Source organism: bacterium, assembly GCA_029210545.1.
Classification (GTDB): Bacteria; BMS3Abin14; BMS3Abin14; order BMS3Abin14; family BMS3Abin14; genus JARGFV01.
Genome location: JARGFV010000002.1, coordinates 1 through 21,849, shown reverse-complemented (window position 1 = coordinate 21,849; position 21,849 = coordinate 1). Strand labels below are relative to the sequence as shown.

At 59.2% G+C, this 21,849-nt stretch carries 22 protein-coding genes; 2 read left to right on the top strand and 20 right to left on the bottom strand.

What is annotated here, in order from left to right:
- Window positions 1-506: 506 nt before the first annotated feature.
- The 5 genes from nadC to P1S46_00435 all read right to left on the bottom strand — a co-directional run bounded on the left by nadC (window position 507) and on the right by P1S46_00435 (window position 7,042).
- A complete protein-coding gene (gene nadC, locus P1S46_00455; GenBank protein MDF1534957.1) occupies window positions 507-1,418 on the bottom strand; it encodes a carboxylating nicotinate-nucleotide diphosphorylase in 912 nt (303 codons plus the stop codon).
- On the bottom strand, window positions 1,411-4,062 hold the full coding sequence (locus P1S46_00450) for a valine--tRNA ligase (protein ID MDF1534956.1): 2,652 nt from the start codon (window positions 4,060-4,062) through the stop codon (window positions 1,411-1,413). The genes nadC and P1S46_00450 overlap by 8 nt, the downstream gene beginning before the upstream one ends.
- Before the next feature lie 342 nt (window positions 4,063-4,404).
- Window positions 4,405-5,871 (bottom strand): response regulator, encoded by a 1,467-nt coding sequence (locus tag P1S46_00445; GenBank protein ID MDF1534955.1) that lies wholly within the window; start codon window positions 5,869-5,871, stop codon window positions 4,405-4,407.
- A gap of 315 nt (window positions 5,872-6,186) precedes the next feature.
- Window positions 6,187-6,606, bottom strand: a complete 420-nt coding sequence (locus tag P1S46_00440; GenBank protein MDF1534954.1) for a chemotaxis protein CheW — start codon at window positions 6,604-6,606, stop codon at window positions 6,187-6,189.
- A complete protein-coding gene (locus P1S46_00435) occupies window positions 6,599-7,042 on the bottom strand; it encodes a hypothetical protein (GenBank protein MDF1534953.1) in 444 nt (147 codons plus the stop codon). The genes P1S46_00440 and P1S46_00435 overlap by 8 nt, the downstream gene beginning before the upstream one ends.
- Window positions 7,043-7,403: 361 nt before the next feature.
- On the opposite strand from P1S46_00435, the gene P1S46_00430 reads away from it, so the two are divergent.
- Both P1S46_00430 and P1S46_00425 read left to right on the top strand, forming a co-directional pair.
- A complete protein-coding gene (locus P1S46_00430; GenBank protein MDF1534952.1) occupies window positions 7,404-8,558 on the top strand; it encodes an LptF/LptG family permease in 1,155 nt (384 codons plus the stop codon).
- Window positions 8,555-9,646, top strand: a complete 1,092-nt coding sequence (locus tag P1S46_00425; protein MDF1534951.1) for an LptF/LptG family permease — start codon at window positions 8,555-8,557, stop codon at window positions 9,644-9,646. The genes P1S46_00430 and P1S46_00425 overlap by 4 nt, the downstream gene beginning before the upstream one ends.
- Window positions 9,647-10,059: 413 nt before the next feature.
- On the opposite strand, the gene ahcY is transcribed toward P1S46_00425, so the two are convergent.
- From ahcY to lptC, 15 genes are all read right to left on the bottom strand, one after another.
- Window positions 10,060-11,316 (bottom strand): adenosylhomocysteinase, encoded by a 1,257-nt coding sequence (gene ahcY / locus P1S46_00420; GenBank protein ID MDF1534950.1) that lies wholly within the window; start codon window positions 11,314-11,316, stop codon window positions 10,060-10,062.
- A 7-nt stretch (window positions 11,317-11,323) separates the two neighbouring features.
- Window positions 11,324-12,472, bottom strand: a complete 1,149-nt coding sequence (gene metK / locus P1S46_00415) for a methionine adenosyltransferase (GenBank protein ID MDF1534949.1) — start codon at window positions 12,470-12,472, stop codon at window positions 11,324-11,326.
- 209 nt (window positions 12,473-12,681) lie between these two features.
- On the bottom strand, window positions 12,682-12,951 hold the full coding sequence (locus P1S46_00410) for an HPr family phosphocarrier protein (protein ID MDF1534948.1): 270 nt from the start codon (window positions 12,949-12,951) through the stop codon (window positions 12,682-12,684).
- The gene (locus tag P1S46_00405) at window positions 12,939-13,667 is read right to left on the bottom strand and encodes a PTS system mannose/fructose/sorbose family transporter subunit IID (GenBank protein ID MDF1534947.1); all 729 of its coding nucleotides are present in this window, start codon (window positions 13,665-13,667) and stop codon (window positions 12,939-12,941) included. The genes P1S46_00410 and P1S46_00405 overlap by 13 nt, the downstream gene beginning before the upstream one ends.
- On the bottom strand, window positions 13,664-14,359 hold the full coding sequence (locus tag P1S46_00400) for a PTS sugar transporter subunit IIC (protein MDF1534946.1): 696 nt from the start codon (window positions 14,357-14,359) through the stop codon (window positions 13,664-13,666). Before P1S46_00400 ends, P1S46_00405 begins: the two co-directional genes overlap by 4 nt.
- Complete coding sequence (locus P1S46_00395; protein MDF1534945.1) at window positions 14,359-14,847, bottom strand: PTS sugar transporter subunit IIB; 489 nt, start codon at window positions 14,845-14,847, stop codon at window positions 14,359-14,361. The genes P1S46_00400 and P1S46_00395 overlap by 1 nt, the downstream gene beginning before the upstream one ends.
- Window positions 14,848-14,849: 2 nt before the next feature.
- Entirely contained in the window at window positions 14,850-15,260 is a 411-nt protein-coding gene (locus P1S46_00390) for a hypothetical protein (protein MDF1534944.1), read from the bottom strand.
- A 5-nt stretch (window positions 15,261-15,265) separates the two neighbouring features.
- A complete protein-coding gene (gene rapZ / locus P1S46_00385; protein MDF1534943.1) occupies window positions 15,266-16,135 on the bottom strand; it encodes an RNase adapter RapZ in 870 nt (289 codons plus the stop codon).
- Window positions 16,132-17,103: an HPr(Ser) kinase/phosphatase gene (gene hprK, locus P1S46_00380; GenBank protein MDF1534942.1), complete on the bottom strand. Its 972-nt coding sequence runs from the start codon at window positions 17,101-17,103 to the stop codon at window positions 16,132-16,134. Before hprK ends, rapZ begins: the two co-directional genes overlap by 4 nt.
- Window positions 17,104-17,119: 16 nt before the next feature.
- Entirely contained in the window at window positions 17,120-17,581 is a 462-nt protein-coding gene (locus tag P1S46_00375) for a PTS sugar transporter subunit IIA (GenBank protein ID MDF1534941.1), read from the bottom strand.
- A gap of 13 nt (window positions 17,582-17,594) precedes the next feature.
- The gene (raiA, locus tag P1S46_00370) at window positions 17,595-18,140 is read right to left on the bottom strand and encodes a ribosome-associated translation inhibitor RaiA (GenBank protein ID MDF1534940.1); all 546 of its coding nucleotides are present in this window, start codon (window positions 18,138-18,140) and stop codon (window positions 17,595-17,597) included.
- Between the two features lie 93 nt (window positions 18,141-18,233).
- On the bottom strand, window positions 18,234-19,682 hold the full coding sequence (gene rpoN, locus P1S46_00365; protein ID MDF1534939.1) for an RNA polymerase factor sigma-54: 1,449 nt from the start codon (window positions 19,680-19,682) through the stop codon (window positions 18,234-18,236).
- A gap of 111 nt (window positions 19,683-19,793) precedes the next feature.
- A complete protein-coding gene (lptB, locus tag P1S46_00360) occupies window positions 19,794-20,516 on the bottom strand; it encodes an LPS export ABC transporter ATP-binding protein (GenBank protein MDF1534938.1) in 723 nt (240 codons plus the stop codon).
- Between the two features lie 2 nt (window positions 20,517-20,518).
- Window positions 20,519-20,986: an LptA/OstA family protein gene (locus tag P1S46_00355; protein MDF1534937.1), complete on the bottom strand. Its 468-nt coding sequence runs from the start codon at window positions 20,984-20,986 to the stop codon at window positions 20,519-20,521.
- Window positions 20,983-21,486 carry an LPS export ABC transporter periplasmic protein LptC gene (gene lptC / locus P1S46_00350; protein MDF1534936.1) on the bottom strand — a complete coding sequence of 168 codons (504 nt, stop codon included), beginning with the start codon at window positions 21,484-21,486 and terminating at the stop codon, window positions 20,983-20,985. The genes P1S46_00355 and lptC overlap by 4 nt, the downstream gene beginning before the upstream one ends.
- Window positions 21,487-21,849: the final 363 nt, after the last annotated feature.

The following is a 21,849-nucleotide window of genomic DNA, read 5'->3' as shown; positions in this document are numbered from 1 at the left end:
CTCCCGAGGCGACCTTACATGTCCTGACGCCGGTCGAACAGTCGAATTCTGATAAACCATTCAACCACAGCGTGACCTTTTTTCAGGTCACACCACAGGGTTTCACAGGGTAGATCAATGTTGAAAGAGTCGCAAAAAGTCCAGTCCGGGACTTTTCGCTCCACGGAAAGGGAAAAGCGTCGTTTTCCCTTTCCTTACAAATCAATGACTTAGGGGGCGGGTCATTGATTTGGGCACCCCGCGCGGGGTGCGTTGATGGACTTTTTGCGAGTCCATCAATGTTACGCATGTTTCTTTTCAAATCCTTCCCTGGTTGTAGTCTTACCCTGTGTCACCCCGCCTGTCCTGAGCCTGTCGAAGGGTGTACCCTGTGGTTAAATTCCAGACCTGACGCCGGTCGGCTATAACTGCCTTGTTCACTTTATGACTCTCAGTGACACGCCCAGGGAGCACCGTCGCCCCCTCGACTCTTCTCCCCTGCTCCCACGCTCACATACGCCCGCACTTTATTCCCCGCGTCCCCGTGTCCCCGTGTCTCCGTGTCTTTCGGCCGCCGGATTGCCGGACCTTATCTCCATGGCGATATCGGCCGCCGGCGCCGAGTGTGTCAGGGCACCTATCGAGATAAAATCGACGCCTCTGCCGGAACCCAGCCCGGCAGCATCCAGGTACTCCCCGAGGTTGGTGAGGTCTATCCCGCCTGAAAGTTCCAGGCGCGCCTTGCCAGCGTTGATCCGGACCGCCCGGACCACGTCTGGAGGATCGAAATTATCCAGCATGATGATGTCAGCTCCGTTTTCCATGGCTTCCCTGACACCGTCCAGGTCCTCGACCTCGATCTCGATCTCCATCCCCGCGGGGGCCCTTTCCCTCGCCCGGGCAAGCGCCTCCGGGATGCCGCCGCTGGCCGCGATGTGGTTGTCCTTGATGAGGATACCGTCGAAAAGACCCATGCGGTGGTTGGTACACCCACCCACCCTCACTGCCATCTTGTCCAGCCAGCGCCAGCCGGGCACCGTTTTCCGGCTGTCCAGGATCGTCGTCCTTCCCCCGGCGGCGGCGGCGTAGCGGCCCGCGAGGGTGGCGATACCACAAAGGCGCTGGAGGAAGTTCAGGGCGATCCTCTCCCCTGTCAGGAGGACCGTGACGGGGCCGGTCAGTTCGGCCAATACAGCACCTTGCCCGACCGTCTGCCCCTCGGATATGGAGGAAGTGAGGACCACGCCCGCACCGATCCGCCTGTATACCTCCCGAGCCACGTCAAGGCCGCACAGCACCAGCTCCTGCCTGGCCAGGATGACCGCTTCCCCCTGAGCGTTCTCGTCCAGGATCGCCTTCCCTGTGACATCCCCCGTCCCCAGGTCCTCCTCCACGGCAAGGTCGATGAGGCGGTGAACATTCAGTGGAAACTTAATCATTGAGCCTCTCCAGGTTCTCTTCCAGCTTGCCCTTCTGGGCTTGAAGCTCCTCCAGGACACCGCGGTTTTTCAGCACCACTTCCTCGGGAGCTTTCTGGACGAACTGCGGGTTGCCCAGCTTCTTCTCCACCTTCGCAAGTTCGCCGGTCACCTTTGTCAACTCCCTTGTAAGCCTCTGGATCTCGGCATCCTTGTCCATCTCTTCCTCGGCCGAGATGAGAACTTCCTGTCCCCTTACCACGGCTGCGGACCCCGGGTCCTGTTCCGGTCTCACTTCGGTGATCAGGACCTCACTGAGCCGGGCCAGCCGGGTCATGTCCGGGACCGCACCTTCCAGGATCCCGGCAATGCCGCGGTCCCTGCACACGATGGTGGCCCGGACCATGCGGCCGGGAGGGATCCCCAACTCGGTCCTCAGATTCCTGACAGCGGTGATGAAATCCATGACTACCGCCATATTCTCGTCCGCCTCGGCATCCGCATCCCCGCTCCTCGCCTCGGGGAAAGACGCGGTCATGATGCTCTCGCCCTCGACGGGAAGCTTCTGCCAGATCTCCTCCGTGACAAAGGGCATGACGGGATGAAGCAGCCTCAGGAAGTTTTCCAGGACCATGCCTGCGGTGACCCTGGTCTCCAGGAGTGCCCTCTCTCCCCGGTCCCCGTACAGGGAGGGTTTGGCCAGTTCCAGGTACCAGTCGCAGAACTCGTGCCAGAAGAACTGGTACAGGGTGTTGGCCACGTCGTTGAACCGGTAGTCTTCTACAGCACCGCGGATCTGGTCCGTGACCACAGCCAGCCTGCTCCTTATCCACCGGTTGTGCTCTTCCGTCGGCGGATCCGGGTCGGCCAGCTGGTCCGGGGTAACGCCCTCAAGGTAGGAGAGCACCAGCCTGGAAGCGTTCCATATCTTGTTGATGAAGTTGCGGTACCCCTCGATCCTGTCCTCGGCAAGCTTGATATCCCTGCCCATTGCAGCGAAAGCGGCAAGGGTGAACCTGAAGGCGTCAGCGCCGTACTCGTCGATGATCACAAGGGGATCGATGACGTTACCCCGGGATTTGCTCATCTTCTGACCTTCGGCGTCCCGAACCAGGGCGTGGATGTAAACCTCCCTGAACGGCACGTCTCCCATGAACTTCATCCCCATCATGATCATCCGGGCCACCCAGAAGAATAGGATGTCGAAACCGGTCACGAGGCAGCTTGTTGGATAGAACTTTTCCAGGGCAGGGGTCCTGTCGGGCCAACCCAAAGTGGAAAATGGCCACAGGGCAGAAGAGAACCAGGTATCGAGGACATCCTCTTCCTGTCTCAGATCCGGGCTGGAACAGTCCGGGCACGCCGTGGGCTCCTCCACCTGGACGACAACCTTTCCGCAGTCTCCGCAATACCAGACAGGGATCCTGTGTCCCCACCAGATCTGCCTCGAAATGCACCAGTCACGGATGTTGACCATCCACTCGAAGTAGGTCTTCTCCCAACTGGCGGGGACAATCCTGATCCGCCCATCCTGGACGGCTTCAATGGCCGGTTTGGCCAGTTCCTTCGTACGAACGAACCACTGCCTCGAGATGATCGGTTCGATGACGGTCTGACACCGGTAGCACTGGCCGACGGCGTGCTCATAATCTTCCACCTTGACGAGAAACCCGCCTTTATCGAGATCATCGATGAGAATCCTGCGGCACTCGTAACGGTCCATGCCCTCGTAACGTTCCCCGGCCTCGTGGGTCATGGTGCCCTCCATGGAGATGACGGACACATTGGGAAGGTCGTGACGTTCCCCGATCTCGAAATCGTTGGAATCGTGGGCCGGAGTGACCTTCACGGCGCCGGTCCCGAACTCCATGTCACAGTAGTCGTCCGCGATAAGGGGGATGTCACGCCTTGTCATGGGCAGATGAAAGCTCTTGCCCAGCATCCCCTTGTACCGTTCGTCGGCCGGGTTCACCGCAACGGCCGTGTCTCCCAGCATGGTCTCCGGCCTCGTAGTCGCCACCACAACCTCCGACGTCCCGTCCACGGACGGATAACGCAGGTGGTACATCTTCCCCTTCCGGTCATGGTGCTCGACCTCGAGGTCGGACAGGGCGGTGTGGCAACGGGGACACCAGTTGATAATGTAATCTCCCTGGTAGATGAGCCCCTCGTCATGGAGCCTGACGAACACTTCCCTGACCGCCCGGGACAGCCCCTCGTCCATGGTGAACCGCTCCCGTTCCCAGTCGCAGGAGGACCCCAGCCTGTGGAGCTGCTGGAGGATGACCCCGCCGTACTTTTCCCGCCACTCCCACACCCTGTCCACGAATTTCTCACGGCCGAGGGCATGCCGGTCGGTTCCCCGGGAGTCCAGCTCTTTTTCCACAACGTTCTGGGTGGCGATCCCGGCATGGTCCGTGCCGGGCATCCAGAGCGCCTCGCACCCATTCATCCGGTGGTAGCGGACGAGGATGTCCTGGAGTGTGTTGTTGAGGGCGTGCCCCATGTGCAGGGAACCGGTTACGTTGGGAGGAGGGATGACGATGCTGTAAGGCGGGCGCGCTGATCCCTCATCGGCATGAAAATACCCCTTCTCCATCCAGAATGCGTACCATTTTGTCTCGGATGACGCGGGGTCGAAGTGCTTTGGCATCTCTTTGGTCATTTGCGTTCCTCGCTGGGTGATTCGTGATTAGTGATTTGTGATTGGTATTATTTATCGATGATTCGAAATAAATAATCCATAATGGGCAAGATACATTACTACTAACCACCAATCACTGTTCACTGATCACGGGGTACTCCATAACAACAAAGGGCTTCCGGTTCCCCGTCAGCCCTCTGGTATCTGCTATCAGTGTGTCGGAAAACCTCGTGACGCTGATAGGGAAATTTGTCGGAAGGCACTTTTTGTTATCCCGCTTTTTTGAACCAGAATGATAATTCAAACTTCGCTGGGCCGATCTTTTTCACCCTTCATTACGATGTACCTGCGAAGTTTGGATTATCAGGATCCGCCCTTGATCTTCTCCAGGGCCTCCCTGATGAACACCTCGGCCATCTCGGGGACAACTTCCCAGGCGATCCTTTCGACCTTCTCTTCAATGATCTTCCTGATCATGGCGTCGTCAACAGCTCCGGTTCCCTCGGCAGCCTCGGGTGCCGCAAGCTCCAATGGGGGCTCAGGTAACGGAACCGGCGCTGGTTCGGGCATCACGGGAACCGTGGGTCCCGCCGCCGGAGCCGGTTCAGGGCTGTCCATCACCCGCAGGTCCGCAGCGGGTACCGAAGGTGGTTCAGGGGCGGGCTCGAATGACGGCTCCGCGGCAATGGAAACAGGTTCCGGAGGTCCCGGAGCCGGTGCGGGCGGAGTGGAGGGTGCCTCGGTCTCACCTGCGGCCCGGGGTTCGTTGAAGGCCGGTTCCGGTACGACAAAGGAGGCTTCGGGCGAGGCTCCCGGGCCTGCTGCAGGGACATCATCCATGTCGAAGGTGACCTCTTCGATCGCTTCAGACATGATATCCACGCCGGAGACCTCTTCCACCGCGCCGTTCCTGAACCCGAAGAAATCTTTTTCCCTGTCCTCGACACGGCTCCTTTCCAACGTTTCCTCGACTCCGGTCATGGACGGCGGTTCCACGACTACGGGAACAGGCTCCTGGGGAACAGTCTCCTGGGGAGCGGGTGCCTGGCCAGGCGGCTGGACAGTTCCGGTAACTGCGGCCGGAGCAGCTTCCGGGATGGGAGGTGCCGGAACGGAGACCGGCGGGGCCGACTCGGGCCTGTCCAACCCGACGTCAAAACTACCGACGTCCACGACGCCGGTATCCTCAATGGGACCGAACCCGGGGAAACCGGCGGCGCTGCCCCCCGCCGGCGGACCAGCTGTCGGCGGTTTGATCTCGTCACCCGCATCGCTCAGGATATCCCAGATGTCCGGCTCGGGCCCCCCGGCATTCTGAGGCGGCGCGGCGGCGGCATGGGCCGCCGGCACCACGGCTGGTCGGGGCGGAGCCGCTTCAACTGCCGGAGAAGCTGGTGGAGCAGGCGTCGGGACAGCGGCAACCGCCGGTGTTTCCGCCCGGGGAGGCGCTGCCGCCGGTGCCGGGCCTTGCCCGAGGAGCCCCTTGACCTTTTCGATGAGTTCACCGGATTCAAAAGGTTTCGTGATGAAATCGTCGGCGCCGACAGACCTGGCCTCCCCCTCGTCGAAAGCCTCGAAAGTGCCTGCGAGGAGCAGTACGGGAATCCGGGATGTTTCTTCCTGCTGTTTTACGGCACGGCACAGTTCATATCCGTTCATCTGGGGCATGATCACGTCAGCCAGCACAATGTCAGGGGTATAGTTCTTCATGAACTCCAGGGCTTCCGCCCCTGTTCCAACAGACTGGACCTCGAACGGTTCATCGGCAAAGGTAAGGGCGATCACCTTCTGGATGGTGACACTGTCGTCAGCAACAAGGATCCTTTTCATCTTTTTCCCTCCCCCCCATGCCGGAAATCGCGACCCGTCGGGGGTGAACGGTTCGGCCACCAGAAGCGTGTCTCAAGCCTTGACACGCAGCCGGTGAAGTTTGTCGGACGTCCCGGGATCGCCATGACACGTCAAGCTCCGCGGTGCCGGGTGAAGAAAAACCCAAAAAATCAATACGGACAATGGTTTCGGGTTTTAACAGCCTGAATGTCACCAGTTTTTCATCACGGGGGTATAACACCTTCCTGTAAACGATATCCATAAGCCTGCCAGGGGTTCCCGATCAGGTTCCCGGACCCTTGAAAGCGCCTGGATTCAGAATGCGAACACGTGTTTCATGCTGAGGAGTATATGTTCCCCTCCCGGCTTTATCAGGACGCCGGACACAGCTTTCCCACCGCCACCAAGAGCCCCGTCATAGGCCACGATCTTGTCCTCGGCCACGCTGGCCATCACGCCCCCCATCTGTCTCACCCTGAAACCGACAGGGGTGTCCCGGGTGCCGGTCACGACCACCAGATTGCTCTTCTCTTCATGTTCGTGACCCAGGAGATCGAGGAGTGAAAAAACCGGGAGGACCGCGTTATCCCGGTAAGGAATGATCCCTTCCAGGGGCCTCCTTCCACCAGGGACCGGTACCACTGATTCGATGTTGATGACCTCCCTGATATCCTCGATGGGGATGGCAAAGCGATGTCTCCCGAGGGCGAAGGTGATCATCCTCGTATCACCCATCCTGACGGCCCCCTAAATCTAATGAAATCAGACGTGAAAGGTCAAGTTCCAATACGGGGCGGCCCTTCCACAGCCGTACACCCGCGAAGGGAATATCCGTGAAAGGAATCGCCGCCTCGGGGAACTGGATCATCCTGCCCAGGGACTCGATCCCCAGGACCTGGTCGACGATGTAGGCACGCCCTGTCTGACCCCAGCGGACAATAACGATCTGGGAGCGGTCCGTCACTACGGAATCGGGCAGGAACATGGCCAGGGGCAGCCACTCCCCCCTGGTATGAACCCAATGGGGATCGTCGGCACCCTCCGGGGCAGCGTCTTCAGGCAGGTCCGCAAGAGAAACGATCCTTTCGGTTCCGAGAATTTCATCGATGGAAGTGAACGGAAGGCTGAGAAGGTGCACGCCCTCCCTTACGATAACCACTCTGTCAGCCATGCTGCAATCGTCCCCCTTGTGAAAAGCTCATGCACCAAAACTACCATTCCCATCGTTTTGAGTCAACCGAAGTACCTGAAAGGTAACAAAAAAATGCGGCGAGCGGCCGCTCGCCGCATTTTTTTGTCAAGATGGTACAACCCTTTAAATATGTTAGGTTCACATTAACTGTTTTTTCTTCCCGGAATTTTGATATTTTATCAGGAGCCTGTCGGAGAACATCCCTACCTGTCTGGCAAACAGGCCACAGGCTCCTGGTCATCGTTTGTTGGAAAATATTATCTTCCGGCAAACATTATCTGGTCACGCCTTCGGCGTGATCACGGTTTTCCGATACGCTGCCAAAATGTGAGATGTAATTTTGCCCCTTAGACTTTACCGCTACATCCTCGGCAAGTTCACTTCCACCTTCGTGGCGGCTCTTGCCGTATTCACCGTCCTTCTCCTCATGGACCAGGCCTCAAGGCAGGTCGAACAGCTGGCCCCTACCGCAAAAAGCCTGAAGGATTTCGTCATCACTTTCCTGGTCATGTCCCCTCCCCTGCTGACGTACACCGTCCCCCTGGCTTTTCTCATGGCCATGATCTGGACCCTGGAACAGATGAAGCAGGACCGTGAGATCGTGGCCGTCATGGCCACCGGCGTCTCTCCCGTCCGGTTGATGCCCCCTTTCCTGGGCGCCTCACTCTTGACATTTCTTATCGCCTGGTTCGTCACCGCCCACGCAGGGCCTGCCAGTTTTCAGGTCTACAACGAACGGCTTTCGGACCTCGCCAGACAAAGCTTCGTCAACGATCTTAAACCGGGGATGTTCTACAACGGGATCCCGGGCACACTGCTGCTTGTGGGAGGGTTCGACAGGGAGACCGGTCAGATCGACGGGCTTGTCATGGTGCGAAGCGACCTGGCGGAGGGTGAGTCCGGAGAGATGATCCTCGCCAGGACCGGTCAGGTCCGGTCCCCTGCCGCCGGTGACAGCGACATCGTCGTGGAACTCACAGACGGAACGATCCACCCCGTCGGATCGGCAAAGGCAGAGTACCGTTCAGGCTCCTTTCGGAAGCTGATCTCCAGGATCGCCGGCAATCCCGCCGAGCCGGAATTGAGAACCCGGAAGCTCCTCATGGCCTCCTCAAACAGGGAACTCAGAAGCGGCCTTGCGGGAATGGAACCCGGCAAGGGTGGTAAAAAGGAGGCCATGTACGCCATCGAGCTACATCGGCGCCTGGCCTTTCCGGTCACCATCCTTCTGTATCCCTTCGTGGTCTTCCCGGCCGCCGTGACTCTGCGAAAACGCGGGAAAGCCGCGGCGTTCACGGTCAGCCTGCTCCTTTTCATCCTGAGTTTTTTCCTGTCTTCTGTGGGTTCGACCCTGGCCTACCAGGGTTGGGTACCGGGGTCCATCGGTGCCTGGTTCCCGGACATTTTCCTGATCCTGGCCGGCGGGGCGGTGTTCCTCCCCTACTGGTTCACCCACGCATCGGGCTGGTACTGCCGGCAGAGGGGACAGATATGAGCCGCCTGAACAGGTACATCATCAGGCGGTGGCTCCTGACTTTTTTCCCGGCCCTGGTCGTTCTCATGGCGGCGTACCTCGCATCTGACGCGTCCTTCACCGTCTGGGATTACATCCGGCGTGGGATCGCCCCGGCTGCCATCGCTCTTCATTTCGCACTGATGATCCCGAATATCCTTTACGAGATGTCCCCCATCGCATGCCTCCTGGCCACGCTTCTCACCCTGACGGGACTGAAAAGGACGGGTGAGATGACAGCCATGTTCGCCACCGGGATCGGTGGGATACGGATGAGCGCTCCCATCCTTGCGGCCGCTATCGGTGTGAGCATCGGCTCCTTCTATCTGACAGAGTCGCTGGCCCCGGGCGCTAACCGCGTCAGCCGGGATATCGTGAGCAAAAAGAAGGGCCCCGGCGCCTCGGTCGTGGGGGATCGGCGCATCTGGCTCCTGGAAGGGAACCGCGTCATCCACATCAGCGCCGTACAGGAGAGGGGAACGGTCCTGGTGGAGCCCACGGTCCTCCAGTTCGAGGGGAATGGACTGCGACAGTTGAACCTTCGCATGGATTCGGAACTGGCTCGTTGGGAGAACGGATCGTGGATCGCGGAAAAAATGGTTTCAAGAAGGTTCATCAACGGTCATGTCACCGACACCCGGACCCTCATCGACCAGAGGATCCCGGTGCACATCACACCCGAAGAGTTTTACCAGGTCCGCCGGAGACCTGAGGAGATGGGCCTGGCTCAACTGGCTGACTACATCGAGAACCTCAAGGCCGCCGGACTGCCCCACATCACCTACCAGGTCAGCCTCTATCAGAAGCTTTCGGCCGCGGTCATCTCCCTCATCTTTACGGTGATCGCCCTTCCGGTAAGTTTCGCGGTACCTGTCCGGGGCGGGGTCCCACTGGGAACGGGCTTGAGCATCATGCTGGCCCTGGTTTACTGGACCCTGTTTTCCCTGTCCCTCTCCCTCGGCCACGCCGGGGTGATCTCCCCCCCCGTGGCCGCATGGTCCGCCCAGGTACTGTTCCTGGTCCTCGGACTCGCGGCCCTGGCGCTGTTGAGGCATCCTAGACTGCATTAATAGAAAGTAGTCAGTAGGCAGTAGGCAGTAGGCAGTAGGCAGAATTCAATCTCAAATCTCAGATCTCAAAGGGGAACGATCCAAAATCCGGGAAATCTAAAATCCAAGATCCAAGATCCAAAATCCAAGAGGAAAACACCCCAGGTTGTCATTGCGAGGAGCGGGGAGTTGATCGTGAGCGACGCGGCAATCTCAACGATCAAAAGCTCTAACGCAGAGGGCCGCAGGCCAGCCATCCCCGGCTGCGTCGCAGGGAGCCGCAGGGGAAAACACAGGAACGAGTGACCTGAAAATGGTGATTGGAAAAAGCTGAACAAAAAACAAATAAAAAGGCCCGCTTTCGCGGGCCCTTGTATTTCCTTAGCTCTTAGTACCTAGCACCAACAAACAAGGCCCATCGAGGGCCTTGTTTGTCAGGTCCCCATCTCCCACGAGTTCAGGTACTTCACCTGCTCTTCCGTCAGGGTGTCGATCTCGGCGCCCACGGCTTTGAGCTTGAGGCGGGCGATCTCGTGGTCCATCTCGGTCGGTACCGGATAGACGGCGTTTTCCAGGTTCTTCCCCTTCTTTACCATGTGCTCGGCGGAAAGGGCCTGGTTGGCGAAGCTCATGTCCATAACGCTGGACGGGTGGCCCTCGGCGGCGGCGAGGTTGATGAGCCTCCCCTCCCCCAGGACGTAGATCCGCGTGCCGTTCGCCAGGGTGTGCTCCACGGTGAACGGCCTCATCTCCCTCTTCCGGCTTGTAATCTCCTCGAGCCCGTCCAGGTCCAGTTCAACGTTGAAGTGCCCCGAGTTGGACACGATGGCGCCGTCCTTCATGGCCTGGAAGTGCTCCTTGCGGATGACGTGGATGTTCCCGGTAACGGTGCAGAAGAAATCGCCGATGGGGGCTGCATGTTCCATGGGCATGACGGCGTACCCGTCCATGAGAGCCTCCAGGGCCCTGACCGGATCGATCTCGGTGACGACCACCCTGGCGCCCATGCCCTGGGCCCTCATGGCGAGTCCCCGACCGCACCAGCCGTAGCCCACGACCACGAAGTTGGACCCGGCCACCAGGCGGTTCGTGGCCCTGATGATCCCGTCCAGAGTGCTCTGGCCGGTCCCGTACCGGTTGTCGAAAAGGTGCTTGGTGTCGGCGTCGTTGACCGCGATGATGGGGTACTTCAGGACGCCTTCCGCGGCCATGGCCTTGAGGCGGATCACGCCAGTGGTGGTCTCCTCGGTGCCGCCGATGAGGTTCTCCAGGAGTTCGGTGCGCTCCGAATGGAGTACCGACACCAGGTCGGCACCGTCGTCCATGGTAACCTGGGGCCTGGTATCCAGAACAGCCTGGATATGGGAATAGTAGGTGTCGTTGTCCTCGCCCTTGATGGCGAACACCGGGATCCGGTCGTGGACCACCAGGGAGGCTGCCACGTCGTCCTGGGTGCTCAGGGGGTTCGAGGCGCAAAGGGATACCTCGGCCCCGCCGGCATTAAGGGTCTTCATGAGCTGGGCTGTTTCCGTGGTCACATGGAGACACGCGGCCATGCGCACACCTTCCAGCGGCCGCTGGGCCCGGAAACGCTCCTCGATAAGGGCCAGCACGGGCATGCTCTGGGCAGCCCACTCGATCCGCAGTCGCCCGCCATCGGCCAGGTTCTTGTCCCTGATATCGTATTTCATATCCGTCCTACGCCCCCGCCGCCGACTTCAGCTCATCGACCTTGTCGATCCTTTCCCAGGTGAACTCCGGTTCCTGCCGGCCGAAGTGGCCGTAGGCGGCGGTCAGGGTGTAGATGGGCCTGAGAAGGTCGAGAGCCTCGATGATCTCCCTGGGTCGGAGGGGAAAAACCTCCCGGACCGCTGCGGCGATCCTGTCGGGGGAGACCCTGGAGGTGCCGAAGGAGTTGATCATCACCGAGACCGGGTCGGCGACACCGATGGCATAGGCCAACTGGACCTCGCACCTGTCGGCAAGTTCCGCGGCGACGATGTTCTTGGCGATGTACCTGGCCATGTAGGAGGCCGACCTGTCCACCTTCGATGGATCCTTGCCGGAAAAACATCCGCCCCCGTGGCTTCCCTGGCCGCCGTAGGTGTCCACGATGATCTTTCGTCCCGTGACCCCGGTGTCTCCCATGGGCCCCCCCATGACGAAACGGCCCGTGGGGTTGACAAAGTACTTGGTCTTCTCGTCCAGCATCCCGGCGGGAAGGGTCGGCTTGATGACCTCCTCGATGATCCCTTCCCGGATCCGTGCCTCGGTGGCGTCCGGCTTGTGCTGGGACGACACGACGACGGCGTCAATGCGGACCGGGGTGTCCCCGTTGTATTCGATGGTGACCTGGGATTTGCCGTCAGGCCGGAGGAAATCCAGGACACCGTCCTTGCGGGTCCGGGTCAGTTTCCTGGTGAGCTGGTGGGCGAACACGATGGGCATGGGCATGAGGACGTCGGTCTCGGTGCAGGCGTAACCGAACATAAGACCCTGGTCACCGGCTCCTCCCGGATCGACACCCATGGCGATATCCGGGGACTGCTTGTGGATAGAGGTAAGGACTCCGCAGGACTCCCAGTCGAACCCCATGTCGGAGCTGTCATACCCGATGTCACGGATAACGGCGCGGACGACATCCGGTATCTCGACATAAACGTTGGTCGTGATCTCACCGGCAACGACCACGAGACCGGTGGTGGCCAGGGTCTCGCAGGCCACACGGCAGGCGGGATCGTCCTTGATGATGGAATCGAGGATAGCGTCGGATATCTGATCGCAGACCTTGTCAGGATGTCCCTCGGTCACCGACTCCGAGGTGAACAGAAAATCGGTCATACTCATGTCATACTCCTTTGAATCATGGAATGGATTGATATTGTCGCGGAGCTTCCCTAAATATCAGAACAAGCATTGCAGGGCAAGAGTTGAAGTTTACGGTTTACGGTAATCGGTTTACAGTTTTTGGCTCACGGTTCACTGTCAACTGTAAACTATAAACTTTGAATTATAAACTGTGAACTGTGAACTGTGAACTGTGAACTGTGAACCGTTTACCTTTTCTCCCCGAACCCTCCCTCAATGAGGACCTTGAGCTCAGCAAGGGCCATGGTCTCGTTTACTCCCTCGACCTCGATCGTCACCTTCTCGCCCCGGGCGGCTGCCAGGGTCAGGATCCCCATGATACTTTTGCCGTTGACCTTGTGGCCGTCCTTGGAGAGCCACACTTCGCATGTGAAACGGGCTGCCGCCTCAACGAACCTGGCCGCGGCCCGGGCGTGTAGGCCGAGTTCGTTGGATATGATGACATCTACACGGACCATGGGACCGACGTTCGGGCGCCGAAAAAACCCAGGACGATGGCAAGGAAGAGTATCACGGCCAGGACCACGGGCGTTCTCCACTTCCTGCGGTACAGGATGAAGGCGGAGGCAAAGACCAGCAGGGCTATGCCCGGGGTCCCGGTTGCAAAAACGGTAAAACCAAGGAGGAACCCTGCCAGGGGTGTGATGAGTATCCGGGAGACCCGGCCCACGGATCGATCCTTGAGGGAGAGGGCCCCCTTGATGGCCTCGTGAGCCTTTTCGTACCCGAAATTCAGGTAGAACCAGCGGTCGGCGATGTGGACGGCATTGTACGCGATAATAAAGAACACCGGGGCGGCCTCAACCCGGACAGTGGCGATAAGCAGGGCCGAGAGCAGGCACAGTGGTCTGAAACTCGCCCAGTAAAGCCCGTCTCCAATGGCCCCCAGGGGGCCCATCAGGTTGGTGCGCATCTGGACGCTCTCCTCACCCCGCCCCTCTTCTTCCAGCCGGGCCACCACACCCAGGACATATGTGGCCATGTAGGGGTTCGTGTTGAAATACCCCAGATGAAGTCTGAAAACGCTCCTGGCGTCCTTACCCGCGGCCTTACGCAGCCAGGGCGCGATGGCGTACAGAAACCCCAGTCCCTGCATCCGCGGGAAGTTCCACGACCCCTGGAGGGCGAAGGAGCGAAACAGGAGACGCAGACGGTCGCGACGCGAAAAGCTCATGCCAGCATCCTCCAGACGCCGGTACCGATCCCCACGGCCAGGCCCGAGGCGAACCCCAGCCATCCCCGCCGATCCGTCCTGTCGGCGGCAAGTCCGGCAAGCCCTGTCAGGAAAGGGACCACCGCCACCACCGCCAGCAGCCCGGCCAGGTTCTTGAACTCCCCCATGACCGCCCCGAAGAGGGGCACGATGATCCCGCCCGACAGGAGGAAGGCGACGGCGTGAAACACACCGGCCCGCGCCAGCGCGAAAAGATGGGCCCGCTCGGCAAGTTTTTCCCTGCCCAACCGGACGTACGACTCTGCCCGGTAGAAGGTCCCTTCGTTACTGCGGCGCCACAGGACGTTGACCGCCTGATCAAGAGCGGTGGCGGGCAGACCGAAGAGGATGGCAGGTCCGATGAGAGCCGTTCCGGATTCCGGACCGCTGTAGGTCCCCACGAGAAGAACGCTCACCAGGGATGGGAACAGCGGGTGGGCTGGGATGAAAGAGCCCACAGGGAGGGACCTGAGGAACAGGAGTTCGTAGGCGAGACCGATGAGGGCACCTTCAGCGGGGCACCCGAGAACAAAACCCATGATCGGCGCAGCCACAAGCGGCCTCGAGATCTGGAACTGGCCGAAAGCGCTGCGGTCGATACTGATGATGCCGGCCAGCAGAGCCGAAAGTACGACGCTGCCCGCGATCCCCATCAACATCCCTCCCCATTCTCATTGAGATAATCCACGATATCGAAAGACCGTCCGTCCGGCACTTCCCTTGCCTCGACTGCGATCCCCCTGTCCGCCAGACACCGCACCGCTCCCAGGTCCTTACGGTTCAGAAACACAGAAGGGGTAACCTCAATTCCACCTCTGAGATGATGGAGGTTCCCGACGTTGACGTGGTCCAGCGCGACACCCGTTTCGAGAACTTCAAGGATCCCCTCAAGGTCGGCGAAGAGCAGGAGGATATTGGCACGGGGGAAGCGTGTCAGGACCTCCCCGAGTCCGCTGGCCGGTATCACGCAAAGTTCAATATTTTCCGGAGCGATGAGTTCCATGAGCCTGCAGCGGCCCTTGTCGACGCACACCGTGTCGCTGACGACGACGATGGCGTCGGCGCGCACGTGAGGCGCCCAACTCTCCACGATCTGGCCGTGCAGGAGACGGTCATCGACCCTGGCAAGAACAATGGGCATGATCAGTCCCCGGCAAGATATTCCGTGGCAACCTTGATGTGTTCCCTCCCGTAATCCCTGAGGCTGGCGGCTGTCTCCCTCAGGGTAAGTTCGGGAGGAAGCCCCCTTAACTTGGTCAGCATGGGAAGGTTGACACCCGTCACCACCTCCACATCCTTCTCACCGAGGAACGAAAGGCTGATGTTGGACGGTGTGCCTCCGAACATGTCCACGAGAAGGATGACGCCCTTGTTCCCTCTCACCTCCCCGATGGCAGCCGCGATCCGGGTCTGGATCTCCTCGACCTCATCCCCTGCACGTACCGCCACCGAGGAGATCCCCGGCCTTTCGCCGGTGATCATGCGACAGGTGGCAAGAAGAGAGTCTCCCAGGTCTCCATGGGTCACGATGACAACGCCAAAACCTTCCTCCATAACACTCAACCCTCCGGCAGATCGCGATGGCGGACCTGGACCCAGATCGGCCCCCGGTCCCTGAAATACCCTGACAATCCTTCCACGATGGCCACCGACCGGTGGCGCCCACCCGTGCAGCCGATAGCCACGGTGAGATACCCCCTGCCCTCGGCGATGTAAAGGGGCAGCAGAAATTCAAGAAAGGAGCGAAGACGGTCAACGAACTCACCCGCTCCCTCGGCACTTTCGACGAATTCCCTCACTTCAGGGTCTCGTCCATCCATATCCTTGAGCCTCTCCACGAAATAGGGGTTAGCCAGGAAACGGACGTCGATCACCATGTCCGCTTCCTTGGGAATCCCGTTCTTGTACCCGAAGGAAACGAAGGAGAGCAGCATCCTTTCCCTGTCTGTGGAGGTACCGAACCGGTCGCGAACAAGTTTTCGAAGATCGTGGATTCCGAAATCGGTCGTGTCGAGATGAACGTCAGCCAGTTGTCTGAGGGGTTCGAGTATCTCCCGCTCTTGTTCCAGCGCCTCTCCCAGGGGCATGGAGGGGTCCAGGGGATGGACCCTCCTCGTTTCGCTGAAACGTTTCTGCAAACTGTCGATGGACGCTTCGAGGAAAACAACCGAGATATCGTATCCGGCGTCCTTGAGGGACCGGATCACCTGGGGATACCGGACAACCGAGTCCTTCCCCCTGATATCCATGACCATGGCAGCGTGCCCGATGGAGAAGTTCGCGGTGCCCGCCAGGTGGACGAAGGAGGGCAGCAGACCCACCGGCAGGTTGTCCACCGTGTAATACCCGATGTCTTCGAGAGTACGAAGCACGGTGGTTTTTCCCGAGCCGGAATACCCGGAAATGATGAGAAACCGTTTTTTGTTCACTCGACCGATTCCAGGTCAGGCTTGTCAAGGGTTCGGGACCGGTCAGACATCCTCTGGTAAAGAGTGTTGTCGAACTCCCTGGCGGCATTATACCCCATGCGTTTAAGCAGAAGGTTTCGGGCAGCGACCTCGATGATCAGGGTCAGATCCCGTGCCGGCCGCACAGGGATCATCAGGTACGGGATATTCACATCAAGGATGGAGTAGGTGTGTTCGTCCAGGCCGAGACGCTCGACTTTCAGATCCTGGAGCCATTCCACCAGTTCGACCACCAGTTCGATCTTCTTGTTCTGACGGATGGAACTGACGCCGAAAAGGTCCTTGATGTTGATGATCCCAAGCCCGCGGATCTCCATGTGATACTTGATGAGATCGGCGGCGCTGCCGAAAAGGGTCCCCGGAACCTTCCTCCTGATGACGACCACATCGTCACCCACCAGCCTGTGACCGCGCTCTACAAGTCCCAGGGCGCATTCGCTCTTGCCGATCCCGCTCTTTCCGATGAGAAGGATCCCCACGCCGTAGACGTCCACGAGGCAACCGTGGACAGAGGTCTCGGGCGCGAGAATGTCCTCAAGATAGGTGGTAACCCTGCGGATGAGGAGAGAGGTGACTTCAGGGCTGCGGAAAAGGGGGACGCCGTGCTGATCGCAAAGCCTTATCAGGGAATCGGGCGCCTTGAGTTTTTTTGCGATGATGACGCAGGAAACCCCTGCACTGCACAGGTCCTCAAGGCGCCGGTCGGCGATCCCTCCTTCGAGAGTCTCGAGGTAGGAAAGCTCTGTCTGCCCCAGGATCTGAACCCTGTCACGGTGGAGTTGGTCAAGGAACCCGGCAAGGGCAAGCCCCGGCTTCTGGATCCGGGGAATCCGGATAGCCCGGTCCATTCCCCTTCCACCGGCGAGGATCTCGAGTTCGAGATCTTCGATGGTATGTTCGTATAGACAGCGGACTGGGATACTGATCATCCGACCCTTTTTTCTATCAGTGCCGCTCGTCCTCAGCCTGGATAACCTGGAAGAGGGACTCGCTGTCCCCGCTTTCCAGAAGGGCCTTGCGGCATTCAGGGTTCTTGACGATGCGCGAAATCCTTGCCAGGGCTTTCAAATGCAGGCCCGCCGAATCCTCGGGTGCGACAAGGAGGAAAAACAGGTTGACCGGTTGGCCGTCGTGGGCATCGAACTCGATCCCGTCGACGGATTTTCCGAAAACGAGGAGGATATCCTTGAGGCCCTCCAGACGGCCGTGGGGGATGGCAACTCCATAACCGATACCGGTGTTTCCGAGCATCTCCCGATCGAGGAGTATCTCCACGAGCCTGTTGCTGTCTGTTATCTTCCCGGCTTCCTTCAGGTGATCGACCATCTCCCGCAAGACCCCTTCCCGCGTGGTGGCCCGCAGGTCGGATATGACATCGCTGAAAGTCAGAAAATCGACTATCTTCATATGGTATTCCACTCTACCCTTCTGCCTGTGGCTGGATTATGCCGAAATGACCGTCGTCCCGGATGTAGATCACGCTCAACAATCCCGTCCTGGAGTTGTTGAAAAGCAGGAAGCTCTTGTTCATGAGTTCCATCTGCATGATGGCCTCATCGACGGTCATGGGTTTGAGAATGATCTCCTTGTGTTTGATGACCTCGGCGGTTCCCGCGTCAACAACCTCTTCGGGAATAACGGAATGGCTCGCCCGGTACTCCCTGACAGCCTCCCTGTCGCCGTGGCGGCTGATCTTCTCCTTGTACTTTCTGACCTGGCGGTCCAGCTTGTCGAGGACGAGGTCGATGGAGCTGTACATATCGTTCGTCTCTTCCTTGCCCTTGATGATGATACCGTTGGCGTGGATGGTGACCTTCGCGATATGCCTGTATTTTTCCACCTGAAGTACTGATTGCGCGCTGATCGGTTCCGAGAGGGTTTTGAGGACCTTCTCGAGCTTATCGGTGATGTATTCCCTCAACGGTTCGCTTTGTTCCATCTGCTTGAAGGATACCTCGATCTGCATTGTTATCGAACCTCCCTCCGAAATAAATGGACGTAAACACAGAAAAAAATCAAAGTCAACCCTGCCCCCATGGCAGGCAGCTGATGAGCGTGATCACGTCAGTTTCTTCCTCCTGGACGACGGGAGGATATTCATTGCTTCCCTGTATTTCGCCACTGTCCTGCGTGCGATATCGATCCCTTCAAGCCTGAGCATCTCCGAGATGGCCTGGTCGCTGAGAGGTTTTCCGTTGTCCTCGACGGACACGACATCCCGGATCTTGGCCCGCACACTCTCGGAGGCGAGCATCTCCCCGGAGAGGGTCTGGATGCCCGGGTTAAAGAAGAACTTGAGCTCGAATAAACCCTGGGGACAGTGGAGGTATTTTTGGGTCGTGACACGGCTCACCGTTGATTCGTGAACACCGATGTCATCGGCCACATCCCTGAGCACCATGGGCTTGAGATACCGGATCCCTCTTTCGAAGAAATTCAGCTGCTTTTCCAGGATACTCTTCGTAACACGATAGATGGTCCGCTGCCTCTGGTCGATACTCTTGATAAGCCACGACGCGGACCTGATCTTTTCGAGGAGGAACTCCCTTTCCTCCGGCTTCAACTTGGCTCCAAATTTCATGAGTTCCCTGTAGTAGCTGTTGATCTGGAGTTTCGGCATCCCGTCATCGTTGAGGGTAATGGTCCACTCCCCGCCCAATTTGAACAGGTAGGCGTCCGGCGTTACGTAGATCGATTCCGAGCCCCCGAAAGGCCGGCCGGGTTTCGGTTCGAGTTCCTTGAGAAACGCCACAGCCTGCAGCACGTCCGACCGGGGCTCACCGGTTTCACGCACGATCCTGTCCACATCACCCCGGGCCACGTTGTCGAGGTGCTGACGGATGATCTTTTCGACGAGGCTCCCCTCCAACCCTGCCTGTCTGATCTGGATCAGGAGACACTCAGACAGGTCCTTCGCTCCAACACCCGCCGGGTCGAACTCCTGGATCACCGACAGGACCCGCGCGCCCGCCTCAGCCACTTCCGGGCCCAGGGGGTCGAGGATCTCGTCGATAGGGCTGACCAGATAGCCGTTGTCGTCCAGGTGGCCTATGATGGCCTCCCCGGCGGTGACCTCAGGCTCGGTCAGACGGGTCATCTGAAGCTGCCAGCGGAGGTGCTCGTGAAGAGTGGCGGGGCGCGTGATCATGGCCTCGATGGGGGGCCGTTCCTGCTCTTCCCGCACATGGTAAGGCAGGCTCTGATTGGACTCCAGGTACGACTCCCATTCCGCGACATCCTGTGGAATGGAGGAGATATCTATCTCGTTTTCCTTGTCCGAACTGTTCTCAGGAGGTGTTTCGGGACCGTCCGGGCGATCGATGGAGACCTCGTTCTCGTTGTCGGGGAGGGCATATTCATCGAGGACAGGGTTTTCCAGCATCTCCTGCTGAACCATTTCAACCAGTTCCATCCGGGACAGCTGGAGCAGACGGATAGCCTGCTGCAGCTGGGGCGTCATCACCAGCTGCTGCGTCTGCTTCATCAGGAGTTGAGTCTTAAGGTCCACTCACACACTTCCCGTCCGGTTTGAAAAATCCGTAATTCGCGATTTGTTATTCGTGATTCGAGGTTGAACCAGTTGAACCAGTCACGAGTCACGAGTTACCAGTCACGGCTTTTACAACTTGAACTCCTCCCCCAGATACGTCTTCCTTACCTTCTCGCTTCCGATGATCTGTTCAGGGGGACCCTCCTCGAGGATGACCCCGGAAGCCAGGATATACGCCCGGTCCGTGGTGCCCAGTGTCTCCCGGACGTTGTGGTCCGTTATCAGGATACCCAACCCATCTTCCCTGAGAGCGCCGATAAGCTTTTGAAGCTCCATCACGGTGATGGGGTCGATCCCCGCAAACGGCTCATCAAGGAGCAGGAACGACGGTTCGGGAACGAGAGCCCTGGCGATCTCCGCCCGGCGGCGCTCACCGCCCGACAGGGAGCCTCCAAGGGTCCTGGACAGGTGGGTCAGCCCCATGGATTCCTTGAGTTCAGCCAGGCGGCCTTCCCGGTCGGGTCCCGGCACCCGGACCGCTTCCATCACGGCGAGAAGGTTGTCGTCCACCGTCATCCCCCGGAAGATGGAGGCCTCCTGGGGAAGGTAACCGATCCCGGCCCTGGCCCGGCGGTGAATGGGCCAGGATGTGATAGCCGTATCATCGAGGTAAACGGCACCGCCGCTTGGCTGCACAAGGCCCGATATCATGTAAAAGGTCGTGGTCTTCCCGGCTCCGTTGGGGCCCAGAAGTCCCACGACCTCCCCCGGGGAGAGAGTGATCGAAACATCCTTGACCACTGTCCGTCCGCGGTACGATTTCGTCAGGTTCCTCGCGCTGAGAGTGCTCATCCTCACCGGTCCCCCGGGGATGTAAAGACCGCATTCACAGGCCCCTCGAAGCTGGCCGTCCCGTCCTCCAGGGAATAGGTGATCCTCCCGGCGGTAATGGTCGAACCGGTCCTGACCAGACGAGGGCTGCCGGTCAGTTCCACCGTCCCTTTTTCAAGATCGAAGGCCGCTTTCCCTGCTTCGACACGATCGCCACCCCTCTGGAGGACAACGTTTCCGGACGCTTCCCCCGCCCTGACAGTGGAGGGGTCATCCTTTGAAGTCCTGACCGTGAGGAGATCGCAGGTGAGAGCCGCATCGGTAAGGCGGACATGGACATTCCCCTCGAAATTGACGATTCCGGAGCGTTCCTCGAGGCGAAGGTTGTCGGAGGCGACCTCCACACCACCGTTCGCGGACCAGGCAGGGATCGTCAGGAACAATAAAAGGAACAACGCTGAGAACAACCGGGAAACTTTAAGGTACCTCAATGTCGGAGACTCCCTTCGCTCCACACGGACTTCACTCCACCGCCCAGGAAAGCCGTACCCGTGCTCACCACGTACCGTACGGAGCTGCCCGTCACCCGCAGCGGCCCCCTCGTCAGCCTCACTCCCCCGTCGGCGTCGAGAACGGAACCTGATCCGTCCCAGCGGACACGGGGCGCCTCGAAGCTCGCCCCCAGGGCGCTCGTGACCCCCACGTTGCCCTCCAGGTGCAGAAGCAGCCGGTCCGATTCGAAACGGCCCCGGTCGCTGACAACCTCCAGGACAGATCCCTGGGGGCTCTTCAGGGTCGCCGTAACTCCTGTCAGAAGGACGTCACCGGCGCCATCATACCGGGCCTTTGCGGACTCGATCTCCCACCTGCCGGAGTCGGTCTCCTGAAGGATGGTAAATCCGGTCATCTCAACTTCGGGGGCGGCGGCGGTAGCAGCCGGAATGGACAGGGTCATCATCCCGGGAACCAGCAGCGCAAAACCGATGCACAAGCCGCCTCTCATCCAGCCAGCAAACCAGGAATGCATGCTGAAAGACTAGCACACGTTCGAGTGAAAAGAAAGAAATGGCGTGGAAGTTGCATGCCGGCCGAAGGCCGGAGTTCCAGGTTTTGGGTTTTGAATTTCCCCAGGGTCTCTGACACTGGGGAAGTTAGGTGTAAAGGGCCTGCATATTGGATGACCCCCCTGCGGGGTCTACCAGCGTCTTCCTGACGAGGTTGCCCCTCGATCGGCCGTCCGGATCGGTCCAGTCGAGATTGAAATTATTCGATCATTCTTGATAGAGTCGCAAAAAGTCCAATCCGGGACTTTTCGCTCCACGGAAAGGGAAAAGCGTCGTTTTCCCTTTCCTTA

What these genes read in the sequence shown, in the direction of transcription:
- P1S46_00445 (MDF1534955.1), bottom strand. Translation starts at nt 5,871, where the DNA reads ATGAAAAGGATCCTTGTTGCTGACGACAGTGTCACCATCCAGAAGGTG.
- P1S46_00405 (MDF1534947.1), bottom strand. Translation starts at nt 13,667, where the DNA reads ATGAGCTTTTCGCGTCGCGACCGTCTGCGTCTCCTGTTTCGCTCCTTC.
- P1S46_00400 (MDF1534946.1), bottom strand. Translation starts at nt 14,359, where the DNA reads ATGGGGATCGCGGGCAGCGTCGTACTTTCGGCTCTGCTGGCCGGCATC.
- P1S46_00435 (MDF1534953.1), bottom strand. Translation starts at nt 7,042, where the DNA reads ATGGCTGACAGAGTGGTTATCGTAAGGGAGGGCGTGCACCTTCTCAGC.
- P1S46_00425 (MDF1534951.1), top strand. Translation starts at nt 8,555, where the DNA reads ATGAGCCGCCTGAACAGGTACATCATCAGGCGGTGGCTCCTGACTTTT.
- hprK (MDF1534942.1), bottom strand. Translation starts at nt 17,103, where the DNA reads ATGATCAGTATCCCAGTCCGCTGTCTATACGAACATACCATCGAAGAT.
- nadC (MDF1534957.1), bottom strand. Translation starts at nt 1,418, where the DNA reads ATGATTAAGTTTCCACTGAATGTTCACCGCCTCATCGACCTTGCCGTG.
- P1S46_00395 (MDF1534945.1), bottom strand. Translation starts at nt 14,847, where the DNA reads ATGCCCATTGTTCTTGCCAGGGTCGATGACCGTCTCCTGCACGGCCAG.
- P1S46_00450 (MDF1534956.1), bottom strand. Translation starts at nt 4,062, where the DNA reads ATGACCAAAGAGATGCCAAAGCACTTCGACCCCGCGTCATCCGAGACA.
- raiA (MDF1534940.1), bottom strand. Translation starts at nt 18,140, where the DNA reads ATGCAGATCGAGGTATCCTTCAAGCAGATGGAACAAAGCGAACCGTTG.
- ahcY (MDF1534950.1), bottom strand. Translation starts at nt 11,316, where the DNA reads ATGAAATACGATATCAGGGACAAGAACCTGGCCGATGGCGGGCGACTG.
- P1S46_00390 (MDF1534944.1), bottom strand. Translation starts at nt 15,260, where the DNA reads ATGGAGGAAGGTTTTGGCGTTGTCATCGTGACCCATGGAGACCTGGGA.
- P1S46_00440 (MDF1534954.1), bottom strand. Translation starts at nt 6,606, where the DNA reads ATGGGTGATACGAGGATGATCACCTTCGCCCTCGGGAGACATCGCTTT.
- lptB (MDF1534938.1), bottom strand. Translation starts at nt 20,516, where the DNA reads ATGAGCACTCTCAGCGCGAGGAACCTGACGAAATCGTACCGCGGACGG.
- P1S46_00410 (MDF1534948.1), bottom strand. Translation starts at nt 12,951, where the DNA reads ATGGTCCGTGTAGATGTCATCATATCCAACGAACTCGGCCTACACGCC.
- metK (MDF1534949.1), bottom strand. Translation starts at nt 12,472, where the DNA reads ATGAGTATGACCGATTTTCTGTTCACCTCGGAGTCGGTGACCGAGGGA.
- P1S46_00375 (MDF1534941.1), bottom strand. Translation starts at nt 17,581, where the DNA reads ATGAAGATAGTCGATTTTCTGACTTTCAGCGATGTCATATCCGACCTG.